This is a genomic window from Streptomyces sp. Ag109_O5-1, from assembly GCF_003814875.1.
GTDB lineage: Bacteria > Actinomycetota > Actinomycetes > Streptomycetales > Streptomycetaceae > Streptomyces > Streptomyces sasae.
The window spans coordinates 4,950,972-4,966,793 of the sequence record NZ_RKQF01000001.1 but is presented as its reverse complement, the minus strand read 5'-3'; the positions used below and the strand labels follow the sequence as shown (position 1 = coordinate 4,966,793).

The 15,822-nt window shown below is 70.2% G+C and carries 16 protein-coding genes; 11 read left to right on the top strand and 5 right to left on the bottom strand.

All coding sequences use genetic code 11. From position 1 onward, the window contains the following. Positions 1-160: 160 nt before the first annotated feature. The 5 genes from EDD90_RS22510 (at position 161) to EDD90_RS22490 (ending at position 5,614) form a co-directional block, all read left to right on the top strand. The gene (locus EDD90_RS22510; protein WP_123974764.1) at positions 161-1,192 is read left to right on the top strand and encodes a LacI family DNA-binding transcriptional regulator; all 1,032 of its coding nucleotides are present in this window, start codon (positions 161-163) and stop codon (positions 1,190-1,192) included. A 104-nt stretch (positions 1,193-1,296) separates the two neighbouring features. After that, positions 1,297-2,658, top strand: coding sequence for an endo-1,4-beta-xylanase (locus EDD90_RS22505; protein WP_185149186.1), 1,362 nt, complete (start codon positions 1,297-1,299; stop codon positions 2,656-2,658). Between the two features lie 94 nt (positions 2,659-2,752). Next, positions 2,753-3,808 carry an LCP family protein gene (locus tag EDD90_RS22500; protein WP_123974763.1) on the top strand — a complete coding sequence of 352 codons (1,056 nt, stop codon included), beginning with the start codon at positions 2,753-2,755 and terminating at the stop codon, positions 3,806-3,808. 143 nt (positions 3,809-3,951) lie between these two features. Further along, a complete protein-coding gene (locus tag EDD90_RS22495) occupies positions 3,952-4,308 on the top strand; it encodes a YciI family protein (protein WP_123974762.1) in 357 nt (118 codons plus the stop codon). Between the two features lie 43 nt (positions 4,309-4,351). Beyond that, positions 4,352-5,614, top strand: a complete 1,263-nt coding sequence (locus EDD90_RS22490) for an RNA polymerase sigma factor (protein WP_260327997.1) — start codon at positions 4,352-4,354, stop codon at positions 5,612-5,614. 6 nt (positions 5,615-5,620) lie between these two features. On the opposite strand, the gene EDD90_RS22485 is transcribed toward EDD90_RS22490, so the two are convergent. Next, positions 5,621-6,817, bottom strand: a complete 1,197-nt coding sequence (locus EDD90_RS22485) for a class I SAM-dependent methyltransferase (RefSeq protein WP_260327996.1) — start codon at positions 6,815-6,817, stop codon at positions 5,621-5,623. A gap of 90 nt (positions 6,818-6,907) precedes the next feature. Between EDD90_RS22485 and EDD90_RS22480 the strand changes: the two genes are divergently transcribed. The 5 genes from EDD90_RS22480 to groL all read left to right on the top strand — a co-directional run bounded on the left by EDD90_RS22480 (position 6,908) and on the right by groL (position 11,784). After that, positions 6,908-7,801 (top strand): polysaccharide deacetylase family protein, encoded by an 894-nt coding sequence (locus EDD90_RS22480; RefSeq protein ID WP_123974759.1) that lies wholly within the window; start codon positions 6,908-6,910, stop codon positions 7,799-7,801. A 5-nt stretch (positions 7,802-7,806) separates the two neighbouring features. After that, a complete protein-coding gene (locus EDD90_RS22475) occupies positions 7,807-8,601 on the top strand; it encodes a polysaccharide deacetylase family protein (RefSeq protein WP_123981493.1) in 795 nt (264 codons plus the stop codon). A gap of 146 nt (positions 8,602-8,747) precedes the next feature. Then, positions 8,748-9,518: a pirin-like bicupin family protein gene (locus tag EDD90_RS22470; RefSeq protein WP_123974758.1), complete on the top strand. Its 771-nt coding sequence runs from the start codon at positions 8,748-8,750 to the stop codon at positions 9,516-9,518. Between the two features lie 213 nt (positions 9,519-9,731). Further along, positions 9,732-10,040 (top strand): co-chaperone GroES, encoded by a 309-nt coding sequence (gene groES / locus EDD90_RS22465; RefSeq protein ID WP_066995800.1) that lies wholly within the window; start codon positions 9,732-9,734, stop codon positions 10,038-10,040. Positions 10,041-10,158: 118 nt separating this feature from the next. Further along, a complete protein-coding gene (groL, locus tag EDD90_RS22460) occupies positions 10,159-11,784 on the top strand; it encodes a chaperonin GroEL (RefSeq protein WP_123974757.1) in 1,626 nt (541 codons plus the stop codon). Between the two features lie 148 nt (positions 11,785-11,932). Here the strand turns inward: groL and EDD90_RS22455 are convergent, their stop codons facing one another. The 3 genes from EDD90_RS22455 to EDD90_RS22445 all read right to left on the bottom strand — a co-directional run bounded on the left by EDD90_RS22455 (position 11,933) and on the right by EDD90_RS22445 (position 14,265). Then, the gene (locus EDD90_RS22455; protein WP_123974756.1) at positions 11,933-12,640 is read right to left on the bottom strand and encodes an ester cyclase; all 708 of its coding nucleotides are present in this window, start codon (positions 12,638-12,640) and stop codon (positions 11,933-11,935) included. A gap of 85 nt (positions 12,641-12,725) precedes the next feature. After that, positions 12,726-13,499, bottom strand: coding sequence for an SDR family oxidoreductase (locus EDD90_RS22450; protein WP_123974755.1), 774 nt, complete (start codon positions 13,497-13,499; stop codon positions 12,726-12,728). A gap of 97 nt (positions 13,500-13,596) precedes the next feature. Further along, positions 13,597-14,265, bottom strand: a complete 669-nt coding sequence (locus tag EDD90_RS22445) for an MOSC domain-containing protein (protein ID WP_123974754.1) — start codon at positions 14,263-14,265, stop codon at positions 13,597-13,599. 79 nt (positions 14,266-14,344) lie between these two features. On the opposite strand from EDD90_RS22445, the gene EDD90_RS22440 reads away from it, so the two are divergent. Further along, on the top strand, positions 14,345-15,244 hold the full coding sequence (locus EDD90_RS22440; RefSeq protein WP_123974753.1) for a LysR family transcriptional regulator: 900 nt from the start codon (positions 14,345-14,347) through the stop codon (positions 15,242-15,244). A gap of 111 nt (positions 15,245-15,355) precedes the next feature. Here the strand turns inward: EDD90_RS22440 and EDD90_RS22435 are convergent, their stop codons facing one another. Then, positions 15,356-15,685, bottom strand: a complete 330-nt coding sequence (locus tag EDD90_RS22435; RefSeq protein WP_123974752.1) for a WhiB family transcriptional regulator — start codon at positions 15,683-15,685, stop codon at positions 15,356-15,358. Between the last annotated feature and the right edge of the window lie 137 nt (positions 15,686-15,822).

Genomic DNA, 15,822 nt, shown 5'->3' with positions numbered 1-15,822 from the left:
GCTCACTGCGTGCTCACTGCGTGCTCACTGCGAGGTTCTCTGCGGGGTTCTCTGCTACGAACGCTGCCACGAATGTTTCGTACCACACACCGAATGTTCCGGAAACCTATGGCGTGCGAAGGTCTTCGTCAAGGGGGAGCGCAGGGATACGATCGCGGGCATGACGCCTCCCAAGCCCACAGAAACGCAGACGGCGACGCTCGCCGAAATCGCCCGTGAGGCCGGGGTGTCCGCTCCGACTGTTTCGAAGGTCCTCAACGGTCGAGCCGACGTCGCCCCGGCGACCCGCACCCGCGTCGAGGAGCTGCTGCGCGCCTACGGCTACCGGCGCCGCCGCGCCGAGGCCTCCCGTTCGCCGTTGATCGACCTGGTCTTCCACGAGCTGGAGAGCGCCTGGGCGATGGAGGTCATCCGGGGGGTGGAGAACGTGGCCCGGGACGCCGGTCTGAGCGTGGTGCTCAGCGAGTCCGCCGGGCGGCTGACTCCCGGGCGGACCTGGGCGGACCAGGTCGCGGCCCGGCGGCCGCACGGAGTGGTGCTGGTGCTGTCGGGGCTCGACGAGTCGCAGCGGGCGCTGCTGCAGAGCCGGTCGATCCCGTTCGTGGTGATGGACCCGGCGGGGGACCCGGGGCCGGACGTGCCGTCGATCGGCGCGACCAACTGGCAGGGCGGGCTCGCCGCCACCCGGCACCTCGTCGAGCTGGGGCACCGGCGCATCGGGGCGATCAGCGGGCCCTCCCGGATGATGTGCAGCCGGGCCCGGGTGGACGGATACCGGGCCGCGCTGGAGACCGCCGGACTGCCCGTCGACCAGGAGCTCATCAAGGCCGGCGACTTCCACCACGACGCCGGCCACCGGCTCGGCCTGGAGCTGCTGCGCATGCCCGACCGGCCCACCGCGATCTTCACCGGCAACGACCTCCAGGCCCTCGGGCTGTACGAGGCCGCGCGCGAGCTGGGGCTGCGGATCCCGGAGGACGTGAGCATCGTCGGGTTCGACGATCTGCCGGTGGCCCGCTGGGTGGGGCCGCCGCTGACGACCGTACGGCAGCCGCTGACCGAGATGGCAGAGGCGGCGGCGCGGCTGGTCCTTGAGATGGGGCGGGCGGAGGAGGCCACGACGGCTACCCGGGTGGAGCTGGCGACGAGTCTGGTGGTGCGGTCGAGTACGGCGGCGCCCGCGACCGGGTGAGGCGGGCTTGGCCAAAAGTTGACGTATTGACGGGTGGTGCGACCGCCCCCACACTCCTCCGAAGTCAATCGGTTGCACGACCGAAACTTTCGGAGGCTACCCGCATGAGAACCTCCAGAACCTTCAGCGGTCTGTTACGGGCCGGGCTGGCCGGCCTGGTCGCCGCCGCGGGCCTGTTCACCGCCGGCACCCTCCCCGCGCACGCCGCCGACACCCCGCTGCGCGACCTCGCCGCGGCGCAGGGCAAGGTCATCGGCACCGCGGTCACCGGCTCCAAGCTCACCGGGACGTACGGTGACCTCGCCGGCAGCCAGTTCAGCTCGCTGACCCCGGGCAACGCCATGAAGTGGGGGACCGTCGAGCCCACCCAGGGCACCTTCAACTGGACCGAGGCCGACCAGATCGTCGCCTTCGCCCAGGCCCACAACCAGCAGGTGCGTGGCCACACCCTGGTCTGGCACAGCCAGAACCCCAGCTGGCTGACGAACGGCACCTGGACGTCCGCCCAGCTCAGCAGTCTGCTGCAGAACCACATCAGCACCGAGGTCGGCCGCTACAAGGGCGAGATCGCCGCCTGGGACGTGGTCAACGAGCCGTTCAACGAGGACGGCACCTACCGGTCCACCCTCTGGTACAACGGCCTCGGTTCCGGCTACATCGCCAACGCCCTGACCTGGGCGCACGCGGCCGACCCGGCCGCCAAGCTGTACATCAACGACTACAACGTGGAGGGCGTGAACGCGAAGTCCGACGCCCTGTACAACCTGGTCAAGTCCCTGAAGGCGGCGGGCGTCCCGATCGACGGGGTCGGTCTGCAGGCCCACCTCATCCTCGGCCAGGTCCCGTCCACGCTCCAGCAGAACATCCAGCGCTTCGCCGACCTGGGCGTCGACGTGGCGATCACCGAGCTGGACGTGCGGATGGCGCTGCCCGCCGACAGCACGAAACTCGCCCAGCAGAAAGCCGACTTCAAGTCGGTGGTGGCCGCGTGCGTCGCCGTGAGCCGCTGCGTCAACGTCACCGTGTGGGGCTTCTCCGACTCCGACTCCTGGGTGGACAGCACGTTCCCGGGGTACGGGGCGGCGACACCGTACGACGCGAACTACGCGCCGAAACCGGCGTACTACGGCATCTCGGAAGCACTCGGCGGGACGACCACCACACCGCCGACCGGTGCCTGCACCGCCGCCTACAGCGTGTCGAACCAGTGGACCACCGGCTTCACGGGCCAGGTGACGATCTCCTGCTCGGGTGCCGCCCTCTCGTCCTGGAAGGTGAGTTGGACGTACGGCGCCGGACAGCAGATCACCCAGGCCTGGAACGCCACCTGCACCCAGTCGGGCGCGGACGTGTCCTGCGCGAACGCCTCCTACAACGGGACGGTCGCGGACGGGAGTTCGGTGACCTTCGGGTTCAACGCGTCCTGGAGCGGGAGCAATCCCGTGCCCAGTGTGACTCTTGGGTAAAGCGGGACTGAGAAGCGTGAGATTTTCCGAAGAAAACCTCTTCACCGCGCTTCCACTAACACTCCCCTAATAATTCGGACTTACGTTCCTGCCCGTGACGGGACTCGAGGAGCAACGCGAAGCGGGCAGACGGGTGGGCCGGCGGTCGAGAGCGCTGAAGATCGTCGGCCTCACCCTGGCGGGGGTCATGACGCTCTCCATCGCGGCCGCGGGGTGGGCCTATGTGCACCTCAACGACAACATCAAGAGCGTCGACATCAACAGCGCGCTCGGGGACGACCGTCCGGCGAAGGCGGTGACGACACCGACGGCGTCCGCGTCCGCCTCCGCGTCCCCGCTGCCCACGGGTTCCGTGAACATCCTGGTGCTGGGCTCGGACTCGCGCAGCGGCAAGGAGAACAAGAAACTCGGCGGCGGCAGCAGCTCGGGCGCCCGCTCCGACACGGCGATGGTGGTGCACATCGACGCGGGCCGGACGTCGGCCACCGTCGTCAGCATCCCGCGGGACACCCTGGTCACCCGGCCCTCCTGCCCGCTGTCCTCCGGCGGTTCGACGGCCGTCGCCTACAACTCGATGTTCAACAGCGCCTATTCGGTGGGCGGGGCGGTGTGCGCGGTGAAGACGGTCGAGTCGATCACCGGCGTCCGTATGGACCACTACCTGGAGATCGACTTCTCGGGCTTCGCCAAGCTGGTCGACGCGCTCGGCGGGGTGACCGTGACGACCGACCAGGACATCGATGACGACGACAGCCACCTGCACCTGAAGAAGGGCACCCACCACCTCGACGGCACCACGGCCCTGGCCCTGGCCCGCACCCGGCACGGCATCGGTGACGGCAGCGACCTCGGCCGGATAGGCCTCCAGCAGAAACTGGTGAAGGCCCTCCTCGACCAGATGGCCTCCATCAGCCTCCTCACCGACCCGGCCAAGCTGTACGAGGTCGCCGACGCGGTCACCGCCAGCCTCACCACCGACACCGGCCTGGACTCCCTCAGTGAACTGATGCGCCTCGGCCAGAGCCTGAAGGGCCTGACCTCGCACAACGTCAAGACGGTGATGATGCCCGTGGTGACCGCCCCCTCCGACCCCAACCGGGTGATCGCGAAGGAGCCGGCGGCGAGCGAGCTGTGGAAGTCGTTGCAGTAGGCGGAGCGGAAAACTCGTTGCGGTAGGCGGGGCGGAAAAAACTTCGGGGAATTCCGGCGGGCGTGTCGATCCGGCGGGGGGCCGTTCGACGCAAGGGTGAGATGCGGGGAGAGCCCCCGCGCAGTGGAACCCGAGGAGTCACCATGCCCCGTTACCTGTCGCTCGTGCGCATCGACGAGAGCTCCGTCCCCGCCGAGGGCCCCAGCGAGGCGCTGATGCAGCGGATGGGGGAGCTGATCGAGGAGATCACCAAGGCCGGCGTGATGCTGGACACCGCCGGGCTGACGCCGACCGCCGACGGCACCCGGGTGCACTGGGAGGGCGGGAAGATCTCCGTCACCGACGGCCCGTTCACCGAGTCCAAGGAGGTCGTCGGCGGTTACGCGATCATGCAGTGCAAGGACAAGGCCGAGGCCCTGGAGTGGACCAAGCGGTTCCTGAAGGTGCACGAGGAGTTCTGGACGGTCACCTGCGAGGTGCGGGAGATCGCCGAGGGCTGACCTTCCTGGCGCAGGTCCGACGGTGGGTGTTGCATGGGGGGCTGTGAGCACACAGCCCCCCGCCGAGGCCGACCCCCGCCACGCCATCGAGACCGTCTTCCGGCTCGAATCGCCCCGCGTGATCGCCGGCGTCGCCCGGATCGTCCGGGACGTCGGCATCGCGGAGGAGCTCGCGCAGGACGCCCTCGTCGCCGCCCTGGAGCAGTGGCCCCGCGACGGTGTGCCCGACAACCCGGGCGCCTGGCTCATGGCCACCGCCCGCCACCGCGCCGTCGACCTGGTCCGGCGCCGGGAGAACTACGCCCGCAAGCTCGCGGAGATCGGCCGCAGCACGGAGACCACCGCCCCGCCGCAGGAGCCGGCCGACCCGGACGACATCGACGACGACCTGCTCCGACTGGTCTTCACCGCCTGCCATCCGGTGCTGTCCCCGGAGGCCCGCACGGCCCTCACCCTGCGCCTGCTCGGCGGTCTGAGCACGGCCGAGATCGCCCGCGCCTTCCTCGTCCCCGAGCCGACGATCGCCCAGCGCATCGTCCGCGCCAAGCGCACCCTCGCGACGAAGAACATCGCCTTCGAGGTGCCCTACGGCCCCGACCGCGACGCCCGTCTCGGCTCGGTCCTGGACGTCATCTACCTGATCTACAACGAGGGTTACGCGGCCACGGCGGGCGACGACTGGCTGCGCCCCTCGCTCTGCGAGGACGCCCTGCGGCTGGCCCGCGTGCTGTCCTCCCTGATGCCGAAGGAACCGGAGGTGCACGCGCTCACCTCGCTCCTCGAATTCCAGTCCTCCCGCACGGCCGCCCGTACCGGTGCCGACGGCGAGCCCGTCCTCCTCAGGGACCAGAACCGCCGCCGCTGGAACCGCATGCTCATCGCCCGCGGCATCAGGGCCCTGGCCCGCGCCGACGCCACGGCCACCGGCGTCCCGGGGCCGTACGCCCTCCAGGCGGCCATCGCGGCCTGCCACGCGCATGCCTACACCTACGAGGAGACCGACTGGACGGCCATCGCCACCCTGTACGGGCTGCTGGCCGCCCGGTCCCCGTCCCCTGTCGTCGAGCTGAACCGGGCCGTCGCCGTGTCGATGGCGCGGGGGCCGGCGGCCGGTCTGGAGATCGTGGACCGGCTGACAGACGAACCCACCCTCCGCGACTACCACCTGCTGCCCAGCGTGCGGGGCGACCTGCTCGCCCGCCTGGGCCGCGTGACGGAGGCCCGCGCGGAGTTCGAACGGGCGGCGGGACTGGCGCGCAACGAGCGGGAGCGGGAACTGCTGCTACGGCGGGCGGGGGAGGTGTAGGGATCTCTAGGGCCGGGCCGGGTGGCCCAGCAGCATCGTCGGCGCCCCCGCGACCCGGGTCAGGAACACGGTCGCCGCGTTCCGGCCCTGCGGCTTCGGAAGGGCCTTCCTGCGCAGTTCCTCCGGCTCCACGGCCGAGCCCCGCTTCTTCACGGTCAGGATCCCGACCTCGCGCTCCCGCAGCAGGGCCTTCAGCTTCTTCACGTTGAAGGGCAGCTGATCCGTGATCTCGTAGGCCGACGCGTAGTCGGTGGCGTGGAGTCCGTCCGCCGTGATGTACGCGATCGTCGGGTCGATCAGGCCGCCGGAGAGGTCCTCGGCCACCTCGGCGACCAGGTGGGCGCGGATGACGGCGCCGTCCGGCTCGTAGAGGTAGTGGCCCACGGGCCGGACCGCCGGGTCGGGCAGCCCCCTGCCGAGCAGCGTGCGCCGGCCGGGGAGGAGGGTGGCGCGCACCGCCCCCGGTGCCGTCCCGAACCACAGCACCGCCTCCTTCACATCGCCCGCGTCCGAGATCCACTCCGCCTCGGCGGCCGCCGGGATCGCCTCGTGCGGGATGCCGGGGGCGATCTTCAGCGCGGCGACAGGGGCCGTCGACGCGGCCCCGATCGCCCAGGACAGGGGCGGTGAGTAGGCCTCCGGGTCGAAGATGCGGCCGCGGCCGCCGCGCCGGGCCGGGTCGACGAACACGGCGTCGTAGCCGGCCGTGTCCACCTCCGCGACGTCCGCCTCGCGGACCTCGATCAGGCCGGCGAGCCCGAGCGCCTCGGCGTTCGCCCGGGCGGTGGCCGCGGTCACCGGATCCCGGTCCACGGCGAGCACCCGGATCCCCGCCCGCGCGAGCGCGATCGCGTCGCCCCCGATCCCGCAGCACAGGTCGGCGACGGACCGCACGCCCAGCGCCCGGAAGCGCTCGGCCCGGTACGCGGCGACGGTCGCGCGCGTCGACTGCTCGACCCCGTTCGGTGTGAAGAACATACGGTCCGCGTCCGCGTCCCCGAACTTCGCCGCCGCCCGCTGCCGCAGCCGGGCCTGGGCGAGTGCCGCCGACACCAGTTCGGCGGGGTGCTCACGGCGCAGCCGGGTGGCCACGGCGAGTTCGTCGGCGGGTGCGGTGCCGCGCACCTCGTCGAGGAGGGCGCGGCCCTCGGGGGTGAGGAGGGGGGCGAGGTGGTCGTTCGCCAGGTTCACCGGTTCGTTCACCGGTTCATTGTCGGCCAGTCGGTGGATGGTCCGCCTCCGGCGGCGGTGTCTGCCCGGGTTCCGGGCGGGGGCCTGGAAGGATCCGGCTTCATGCGAGCAGTCGTACAAAATGACAAAAATGGGTTGAGGGCGGGCGCGGTGGGACTCCTGTCCATCGCCTCCGTCGCCGCCCTGCTGTCCGGCTGCGCGGGACCGGACGGCGACTCCGCCGTGCGCCCCGCCGCCGGTCAGCAGCCGCACCATGCCGCCGCTCCCGACTCCCACGCCGCCCTGGTCGCCGCCGCCAGGAAGTGGGACCTGGACGCGGTCCCGCTCCGGCCCCCGGCCCCGCCGAAGTACAAGCCGAGGATCACCGCGCGCAACGGTTTCGAGGTGGACGGGCAGGTGGAGGACGACCTGCCCCCGGTCTTCACCACCGTCCCGACCAAACAGAAGGTCGTCTTCCTCACCATCGACGACGGCGCGGAGAAGGACCCGCGGTTCCTGCAGATGATGAGCGACCTGCGGATCCCGTACACCGCATTCCTCAGCAACTACCTGGTCAAGGACGACTACGGCTACTTCCGCAAGATGCAGGCCGAGGGTCACACCCTGAACAACCACACCCTGACCCACCCCTACCTGCCGGGCCTGACCTACGAGGAGCAGAAGCACGAGATCTGCGACATGCAGACGATCATGAAGAGGGAGTTCGGCAAGGCCCCGACCGTCTTCCGCCCGCCCTACGGCAACTACAACGGCGACACCCTGCGCGCCGCCAAGACCTGCGGCATCAAGTACGCGCCGATCTGGGACGAGGAGGTGTACGTCGACCACTGGGAGTACCGCGAGGACGACCGCAGCCTGCACCCCGGTGACATCGTGCTCACCCACTTCCGGGGCCTGAACGAGTGGAACGGCACGATGGTCGACGACATGCGGCGCTTCCTGAACAAGGTCACACGCGAGGGGTACGCGGTGGCGCGCCTGGAGGACTACCTGTGAGCCGCCTGAGGGCGGCGGCGCTCCTGACCGCCGCCGCCCTCCTGCTCGCGGGCTGCGCCCAGTCCGTGGACCCCATCGAACGGCTGGGCAAGAAGGCCGCGGAGGGGGTGCGACCGCAGAGCCCGACGGGCGAACAGCCCTACCGGCACTGGGGCCTGACCGCGCCCCTGCCCGCGGCCCCGCACCCGCCGGCCCACCCGCTCTCCGCCCACTCCGCCCTGCCCCCGGTCGTCGACCACGTCCCCACCTCCGACCGGGTGGTCTTCCTGACCTACGACGACGGCGCCGAGAAGGACCCCCGCTTCGTGGACATGGTCCGCGAACTGCGCCTGCCGGTGAGCATGTTCCTCACCGACAGCGTGGTCGGCCCCGGCTACGGCCACTTCGCCCGGCTCCAGTCGGTCGGCGCGAGCGTCCAGAACCACACCCTCGACCACCCGGCCATGCCCGGCCTGCCGTACGCCGGCCAGCGCGCCGAGATCTGCGGCCAGCAGGAGAAGCTGAAGTCCCGCTTCGGTATCCGTCCCCGCTTCTTCCGCCCGCCCTACGGCACCTACGACACCACCACCCTGCGTGCGGCGGCCGACTGCGGAGTGGCGGCGGTGGTCCTGTGGCGGGCGGCGATGACCGCCGACACCGTCGTGTTCCGCAGCGGGGAGAAGCGGCTCCTCCCCGGCGACATCGTCCTGGTGGGCCCGGACGAGGCCACGGGCCCGACACTGCGGGAACGCACGACGCGCCTCCTGCGGCGCATCCAGGGGAGCGGGCTGACGGTGGGGCGGCTGGAGGACTATCTCTAGAGCGCCATGGCTTGAGTTCTCAAGTCATGGCGGAGGCGACGTGTGATCTCATCGGCTCCAGTGCGTGGTATCTGTCCCAGGTAATTACTTGAACATTCATGTCAGCAGGGTTAGCGTCGATACCGGAATCCGGAAGGAGGCACGGTATGGGCAGCACACTGCTCGCACCCGGCGTGGAGGTGCGGCGCGCGGACGGCAGGCAGTCGAGCCGGTTGTCCTGGCTCGACTCGAAGCACTCGTTCTCCCTCGGCACGAGCCGGCCTGACCCGGCCAACACGCACCACGGACTGCTGCTGGTCAACAACGAGGACCTGGTGCAGCCGGGCGCCGGCTTCGAGACGCATCCGCACCGGGACATGGAGATCGTCACCTGGGTGCTGCAGGGCTCACTCGTCCACCAGGACTCCAGCGGCCATTCCGGCGTGATCTACCCGGGCCTGGCCCAGCGGATGAGCGCCGGCACCGGCATCCTGCACTCCGAGAAGAACGACACCTACCGGTCCATGGACCGGCCCCCCGCCGCCCCCGTGCACTTCGTCCAGATGTGGGTCGTCCCGGACGAGGCCGGCGTCACCCCGGGCTACGAACAGCTGGAGATCGACGCCGAGCTGCTGTCCGGCGGCCTGGTCACGGTGGCGTCCGGCATGGACCGGCACAGGGGAGCGAGCGCCATCCGGATCCACAACCGGCACGCCGCGCTGTACGCGGCCCGGCTGGGGCCCGGACAGCATGTCATCCTTCCCGAGGCGCCGTATCTGCACCTGTTCGTCGCCCGCGGCTCGGTGGACCTGGAGGGCGCGGGGGTGCTCCACGAGGGTGACGCGGCCCGCTTCACCGCCACCGGCGGACACCGGGTCCACGCCTACGCACCCGCCGAGATCCTCGTGTGGGAGATGCACGCCACCGTCACCCTGTGACCTTCGGATGCCACCCGTTCCCGCGCCGCGCCGCTCGCAATTGGCACTCCGCTTGACCGAGTGCTAATCGCGGTCATAGTCTCGGCTCTGGCACTCGGCAGATGAGAGTGCCAACAACGCGACGGGCAGGTCCGGCACCCGCGACGACGGATCCACCTGGTCGCCACCTCAGACAGTTAACCCCGTGAGATCTCCGAAGGGGGAGGTCGGATCGTGACGACCACCAGCTCCAAGGTTGCCATCAAGCCGCTTGAGGACCGCATCGTGGTCCAGCCGCTCGACGCCGAGCAGACCACGGCCTCCGGCCTGGTCATCCCGGACACCGCGAAGGAGAAGCCCCAGGAGGGCGCCGTCCTCGCCGTGGGCCCGGGCCGTTTCGAGAACGGCGAGCGCCTGCCGCTCGATGTCAAGGTCGGCGATGTCGTGCTCTACAGCAAGTACGGCGGCACCGAGGTGAAGTACAACGGCGACGAGTACCTCGTCCTCTCGGCTCGCGACGTGCTCGCGATCATCGAGAAGTAGTTCACCCGAAGCACATTCTGCTTTGAACTGCGCCCCTGGCCCCCGCGATCTCATGAAGCCGGGCGTCGGGGGCGCGGTTCGTTTCACTCACGTTTTCCGAGAGGGCTGAACCGCTCCCATGGCGAAGATCCTGAAGTTCGACGAGGACGCCCGTCGCGCCCTTGAGCGCGGCGTCAACAAGCTTGCCGACACGGTGAAGGTGACGATCGGCCCCAAGGGCCGCAACGTCGTCATCGACAAGAAGTTCGGCGCGCCCACCATCACCAACGACGGTGTCACGATCGCCCGTGAGGTCGAGATCGAGGACCCGTACGAGAACCTCGGCGCCCAGCTGGTGAAGGAGGTGGCGACCAAGACCAACGACATCGCGGGTGACGGTACGACCACCGCCACCGTGCTGGCCCAGGCGCTGGTCCGCGAGGGCCTGAAGAACGTCGCCGCGGGCGCCTCCCCGGCCGCCCTGAAGAAGGGCATCGACGCCGCCGTCGCCGCCATCTCCGACGACCTGCTCGCGACGGCCCGCCCGATCGAGGAGAAGTCCGACATCGCCGCCGTCGCCGCGCTGTCCGCCCAGGACCAGCAGGTCGGCGAGCTCATCGCCGAGGCGATGGACAAGGTCGGCAAGGACGGTGTCATCACCGTCGAGGAGTCCAACACCTTCGGTCTGGAGCTGGACTTCACCGAGGGCATGGCCTTCGACAAGGGCTACCTGTCGCCGTACTTCGTGACGGACCAGGAGCGCATGGAGGCGGTCCTGGAGGACCCCTACATCCTCATCAACCAGGGCAAGATCTCCTCCATCGCGGACCTGCTGCCGCTGCTGGAGAAGATCATCCAGTCCAACGCCTCGAAGCCGCTGCTGATCATCGCCGAGGACGTGGACGGCGAGGCCCTGTCCACCCTCGTGGTGAACAAGATCCGCGGCACCTTCAACGCGGTCGCGGTCAAGGCCCCCGGCTTCGGTGACCGCCGCAAGGCGATGCTGCAGGACCTGGCGATCCTCACCGGCGCCACGGTCATCTCCGAGGAGGTCGGCCTCAAGCTCGACCAGGTCGGCACCGACGTGCTGGGCTCCGCCCGCCGCGTCACCGTCACCAAGGACGACACCACCGTCGTCGACGGTGCCGGTGACTCCGAGGCCGTCGTCGGCCGCGTCGCCCAGATCAAGGCCGAGATCGAGAACACCGACTCCGACTGGGACCGCGAGAAGCTCCAGGAGCGCCTCGCGAAGCTGGCCGGCGGCGTGTGCGTGATCAAGGTCGGCGCCGCCACCGAGGTGGAGCTGAAGGAGAAGAAGCACCGTCTGGAGGACGCCATCTCCGCGACCCGCGCCGCGGTCGAGGAGGGCATCGTCTCCGGTGGTGGCTCCGCGCTGGTCCACGCCGCGAAGGTCCTGGAGGACGGCCTCGGCAAGACCGGCGACGAGGCGACCGGTGTGGCCGTCGTCCGCCGCGCCGTCGTCGAGCCGCTGCGCTGGATCGCCGAGAACGCCGGCCTGGAGGGCTACGTCATCACCTCCAAGGTCGCCGAGCTCGACAAGGGCCAGGGCTTCAACGCCGCCACCGGCGAGTACGGCGACCTGGTCAAGGCCGGCGTCATCGACCCGGTCAAGGTCACCCGCTCCGCCCTGGAGAACGCCGCCTCCATCGCCTCCCTGCTCCTGACGACCGAGACCCTGGTCGTCGAGAAGAAGGAAGAGGAAGAGCCGGCCGCCGCGGGTCACTCCCACGGCCACGCCCACTGAGCGTCGTCACCGCGCCCAGCGCGTGACACCGCGCCCAGTGCGTGACAGCGCTTGAGGAAGCCCCCGTTCCCGGTCATCCGCCGGGAACGGGGGCTTCGCCCCTCGCGGGCTCTACTCATTGTCGTACCGCTCTGCGGGCCCTGCCGTCTCAGTTCTCCAGCTCGTCCAGTGCTCCGAGCTGCCCCATCAGCCCGAGCCGGTCGTACTCCCACCAGCCCTCGGCGATCTTCCCGCTGTCGTCGAAGCGGTGGATCGTCGTCCCGGTCATCTTGACCAGCTGTCGCGTGTTCGGCAGGCCCAGGAACTCCGCCTTCTGCCGCCCCTTCCAGATCCACCTGGTGCACACCCGGTCGTCCTGGGCGAACTGGTCCTCGACATGGAACGTGAAGTCGAAGGCGCCCCGCCACATCCCGATCTCGCGCCGGACCGCGTCCATGCCGATGGTCGGCTGCTCGTTGCCCGGATCGTGGTCGTGGTAGTCCTCGGCGAGCAGACCGTCCAGCGGAGCCAGCGGGCCGGCCGCGGCGATCGTCTCGAAGAACCGCCGCGCGGTGTCGGCGTACAACCGTTCGTCGCGCACCACGTCCAGATCCGTGAACGTCGGCATCTCGTCGCACAGCGCCAGCAACTCGTGGAAGACCTTGTCGGTCTCCGGGAGGTTCGAGTTGCGCATGGCGTCCTCGTATGACGGGAACTCCACGATCTCGACGACGTGCGACGCGTCGGAGCGGTCCTTGCCGACCACCGCGTGCGTCGCCGTCCGCTTCCCCTTGGTCTGCTCGACCCACCTGCCGACCAGCTGGTTCATCTCGTCCAGCCGGCTGGTTCTGCACTCGATGAGCTGCACGAACGTCATGACACCGCCTCCGGCCCCCCTGGGTCCGGTCCCTCACGCCCATCTTCCCACCGGCCCGGCTACGGTTCCTGTGCGACCGCGGCCCCTACTGCGGCCCGTACTTGCGCCCCGTCTTCGAGCTGATCCCGCCCACCAGGCCGCGCGGTGCCACCCTCGCCAGGCCCGTCAGCACCTTGTACCGCGGATCCGGGACCGACAGCGTCTTCCCGCGCGCGAGATCGGCCAGCGCCGCCGCGACCAGCTTGTCCGCGTCCAGCCACATCCAGCCGGGGATGTTGTCCGTGCCCATCCCGGCCCGCTCGTGGAACTCCGTACGGACGAAACCGGGCGCCAGCGCCATCAGCCGTACCCCGCTGCCCGCGAGGTCGCGCGCCGCACCCTGGGTGAACTGCACGACCCATGACTTGGAGGCACCGTACGTACCGCGCGGCACGAAGGCCGCCACCGACGCCACGTTGACGACACCGCCTCGCCCGCGCTCCCGCATCCCCTCGGCCGCCGCCGCCGTCAGCCGCAGCACCGCCTCGCAGTGCACCTTGAGCATGCGCAGCTCGTCGGCCATCGGCACATCGAGGAAACGGCCCTTGTTGCCGAAGCCCGCGTTGTTGACCAGCAGGTCGACCGGGTTCCTGCGGTCCTCCAGGCGGGCGGCCACCGCCTCGATACCGGCGTCCTCGGCGAGGTCGGCGGTGAGCACCTCCGCCTCGATGCCGTGCCGGTCGTGCAGCTCGGTCGCCTGTTCGCGCAGCCGTTTGGTGTCCCGCGCCACCAGGACCAGGTTGTGCCCGTCAGCCGCCAGCCGCCGCGCGAACGCGGCACCGATCCCCGCGGTCGATCCCGTAATCAGAGCCGTTGTCATGGCCCAAGGGTAGTTACCCGGACTGACGGCGTCCGCAGTGCGCACCGGCTCTCCCGAAGGATGAAGCGCCGGTGAACGGCGTATGTGTGACGGCTGTTCAGCCGCCCTGTGCCGCCACGTACTTCCGGGCCTGCGCCAGCGCCTCAGGGTGCAGCGCCTCGCCCGCCGCAAGGAGCCGCGGCAGCAACTCCCGCTCCGTGGTGACCGCGCGGAACTCCAACGCCGCCGTCACCCCGTGCTCCGGACGGTGCACGATCTCGATCGGGTCGCCGGCTCTGATCTCACCCGGTTCGATCACCCGGAGGTAGGCACCGGACGCACCCTTCCGCGTGAACCTCTTCACCCATCCCCGCTCGCCCAGATGGCCCTGAAAAGTACGGCACGGGATGCGCCCGGAGGTGACCTCGAGTACGACCTCGGAACCGATCCGCCAGCGCTCGCCGATCAGCGCATCCGACACGTTCAGCCCGTTTGTCGTGAGGTTCTCACCGAAACAGCCGTTCGGCAGCGTCCGGCCGAGCTCCTCGCCCCAGCCGTCGAGGTCCTCGCGCGCGTACGCGTACACGGCCTGGTCGTCACCGCCGTGATGACGCAGGTCGCACACCGTGTCCCCGGCGAGACCGCTGCCCGTGGTCCCCTTCGGCCCGGGCGCCGCCACCCGCACCGGCCCGTCCACCGGACGTTTGTCGATGCCGGTCACGCCGTCCTTCTGGTCCGTGTACGCCACCGCACGTGCGCGTCCCAGGTTCACCGAGAGAAGCTCCATGGTGCGACGGTACGGGACCTCCCTCAAAGCGTCGACGCAATATCGGGTGCCCTGTCCAAGCCCGCCTTATGCTCAGGGGGTGATCGAGGCACGTCATCTCCGCGTCCTGCGCGCCGTCGCCACCACCGGTTCCTTCTCGGCGGCGGGGCGCGAACTGGGCTGCACCCAGCCCGCCGTCAGCCAGCAGATGAAGGCCCTGGAGGCCTCCGTCGGCACCCCGCTGCTGGTCCGCAACGGCCGCGAGATGCGTCTGACCCAGGCCGGCGAGGCCCTGGTCCGGCACGCCTCCGGCATCCTCGCCGGACTCACCGCGGCCGAGGAGGAGGTCGCCGCCATCGCCGGCCTGCGTGCCGGCCGCGTCCGGCTGGTCTCCTTCCCGAGCGGCAGCTCCACCCTGGTCCCGACGGCCCTCGCCGCCCTGCGCGCCGCCCACCCCGGCACCCGCGTCTCCCTGGAGGAGGCAGAGCCCCCGAAGTCGGTCGAACTGCTGCGCGAGGGCGACTGTGACATCGCGCTGGCCTTCCGCTACGAGGGCGCGCCCGGCGCGGAGGAGTGGGCGGACCTGGTCGTACGACCGCTGCTCACCGACCGTCTCGTCGGCCTGGTGCCCGAACGGCACCGGCTCGCCCGCGCGGAGTCCGTCGCCATCGGGGAACTCGCCGGCGAGCCCTGGATCGCGGGCTGCCCGCGCTGCCGGGGACAGCTCGTCGAGGTGTGCGAGAGCGCGGGCTTCACGCCCCGCATCGACTTCGCCACCGACGACTACCCGGCCGTGGTCGGCCTGGTCGGCGCGGGTCTGGGCGTCGCGGTCCTGCCCCAGCTGGCCATCGAGTCGGTACGCCCGAGGGGTGCGCGCACAGTGGCGCTGGAACCCGCGGTACGGCGGGAGATCGTCGCGCTCACACTGCCCGACCTGGCGCAGGTGCCGGCCGTGGCGGCGACGCTGGAGCAACTGGGCCGGGCGGCCCGGCGGCCGTGACGAAAGGCGGCGGGCACGCGCGTGTGCCCGGCGAAGGTCCCGGGCGCGCACGCGTGCCCGATCGCCGGTCGGATCGTCAACAGGTTGTCAATAGATTGAAGAAACGTTCTTTCAGGTGTCCGAGGCGGAGCCGCCGCTGGTCGTCGATGCCGACACCAGCCTGTTGCGTGCCCGCCCCATGAGCTCTTCGCGCTCGTCCTCGGTCAGGCCGCCCCATACGCCGTACGGCTCGCGTACCGCCAGCGCGTGCGCCGCGCACTCCGCGCGGACCGGGCACCTCATGCAGACCTCCTTGGCCGAGTTCTCACGGGCACTCCGAGCCGCCCCGCGCTCGCCCTCGGGATGGAAGAAGAGCGAGCTGTCGACCCCGCGGCAGGCGGCCAGGAGCTGCCAGTCCCACAGGTCCGCGTTCGGTCCGGGAAGGCGGGAGAAATCTGCCATTACGTGACCCCTTGTAGCCGTTCTGGGCGGATACGGTGCCAACGACCGTACATCTCCGGTCTAGAGAGATGAAAATATGACTCATTGGCAATCTAGCCCCAGACACCGTGAAACGGGAAGAAAAAGGGCTAAATGGG

Bases quoted from the DNA above. Each gene is read 5' to 3' on its own strand.
- EDD90_RS22510 (WP_123974764.1), top strand. From the start codon at position 161: ATGACGCCTCCCAAGCCCACAGAAACGCAGACGGCGACGCTCGCCGAA.
- EDD90_RS22505 (WP_185149186.1), top strand. From the start codon at position 1,297: ATGAGAACCTCCAGAACCTTCAGCGGTCTGTTACGGGCCGGGCTGGCC.
- EDD90_RS22495 (WP_123974762.1), top strand. From the start codon at position 3,952: ATGCCCCGTTACCTGTCGCTCGTGCGCATCGACGAGAGCTCCGTCCCC.
- EDD90_RS22480 (WP_123974759.1), top strand. From the start codon at position 6,908: ATGCGAGCAGTCGTACAAAATGACAAAAATGGGTTGAGGGCGGGCGCG.
- EDD90_RS22470 (WP_123974758.1), top strand. From the start codon at position 8,748: ATGGGCAGCACACTGCTCGCACCCGGCGTGGAGGTGCGGCGCGCGGAC.
- groL (WP_123974757.1), top strand. From the start codon at position 10,159: ATGGCGAAGATCCTGAAGTTCGACGAGGACGCCCGTCGCGCCCTTGAG.
- EDD90_RS22455 (WP_123974756.1), bottom strand. From the start codon at position 12,640: ATGACGTTCGTGCAGCTCATCGAGTGCAGAACCAGCCGGCTGGACGAG.
- EDD90_RS22450 (WP_123974755.1), bottom strand. From the start codon at position 13,499: ATGACAACGGCTCTGATTACGGGATCGACCGCGGGGATCGGTGCCGCG.
- EDD90_RS22445 (WP_123974754.1), bottom strand. From the start codon at position 14,265: ATGGAGCTTCTCTCGGTGAACCTGGGACGCGCACGTGCGGTGGCGTAC.
- EDD90_RS22435 (WP_123974752.1), bottom strand. From the start codon at position 15,685: ATGGCAGATTTCTCCCGCCTTCCCGGACCGAACGCGGACCTGTGGGAC.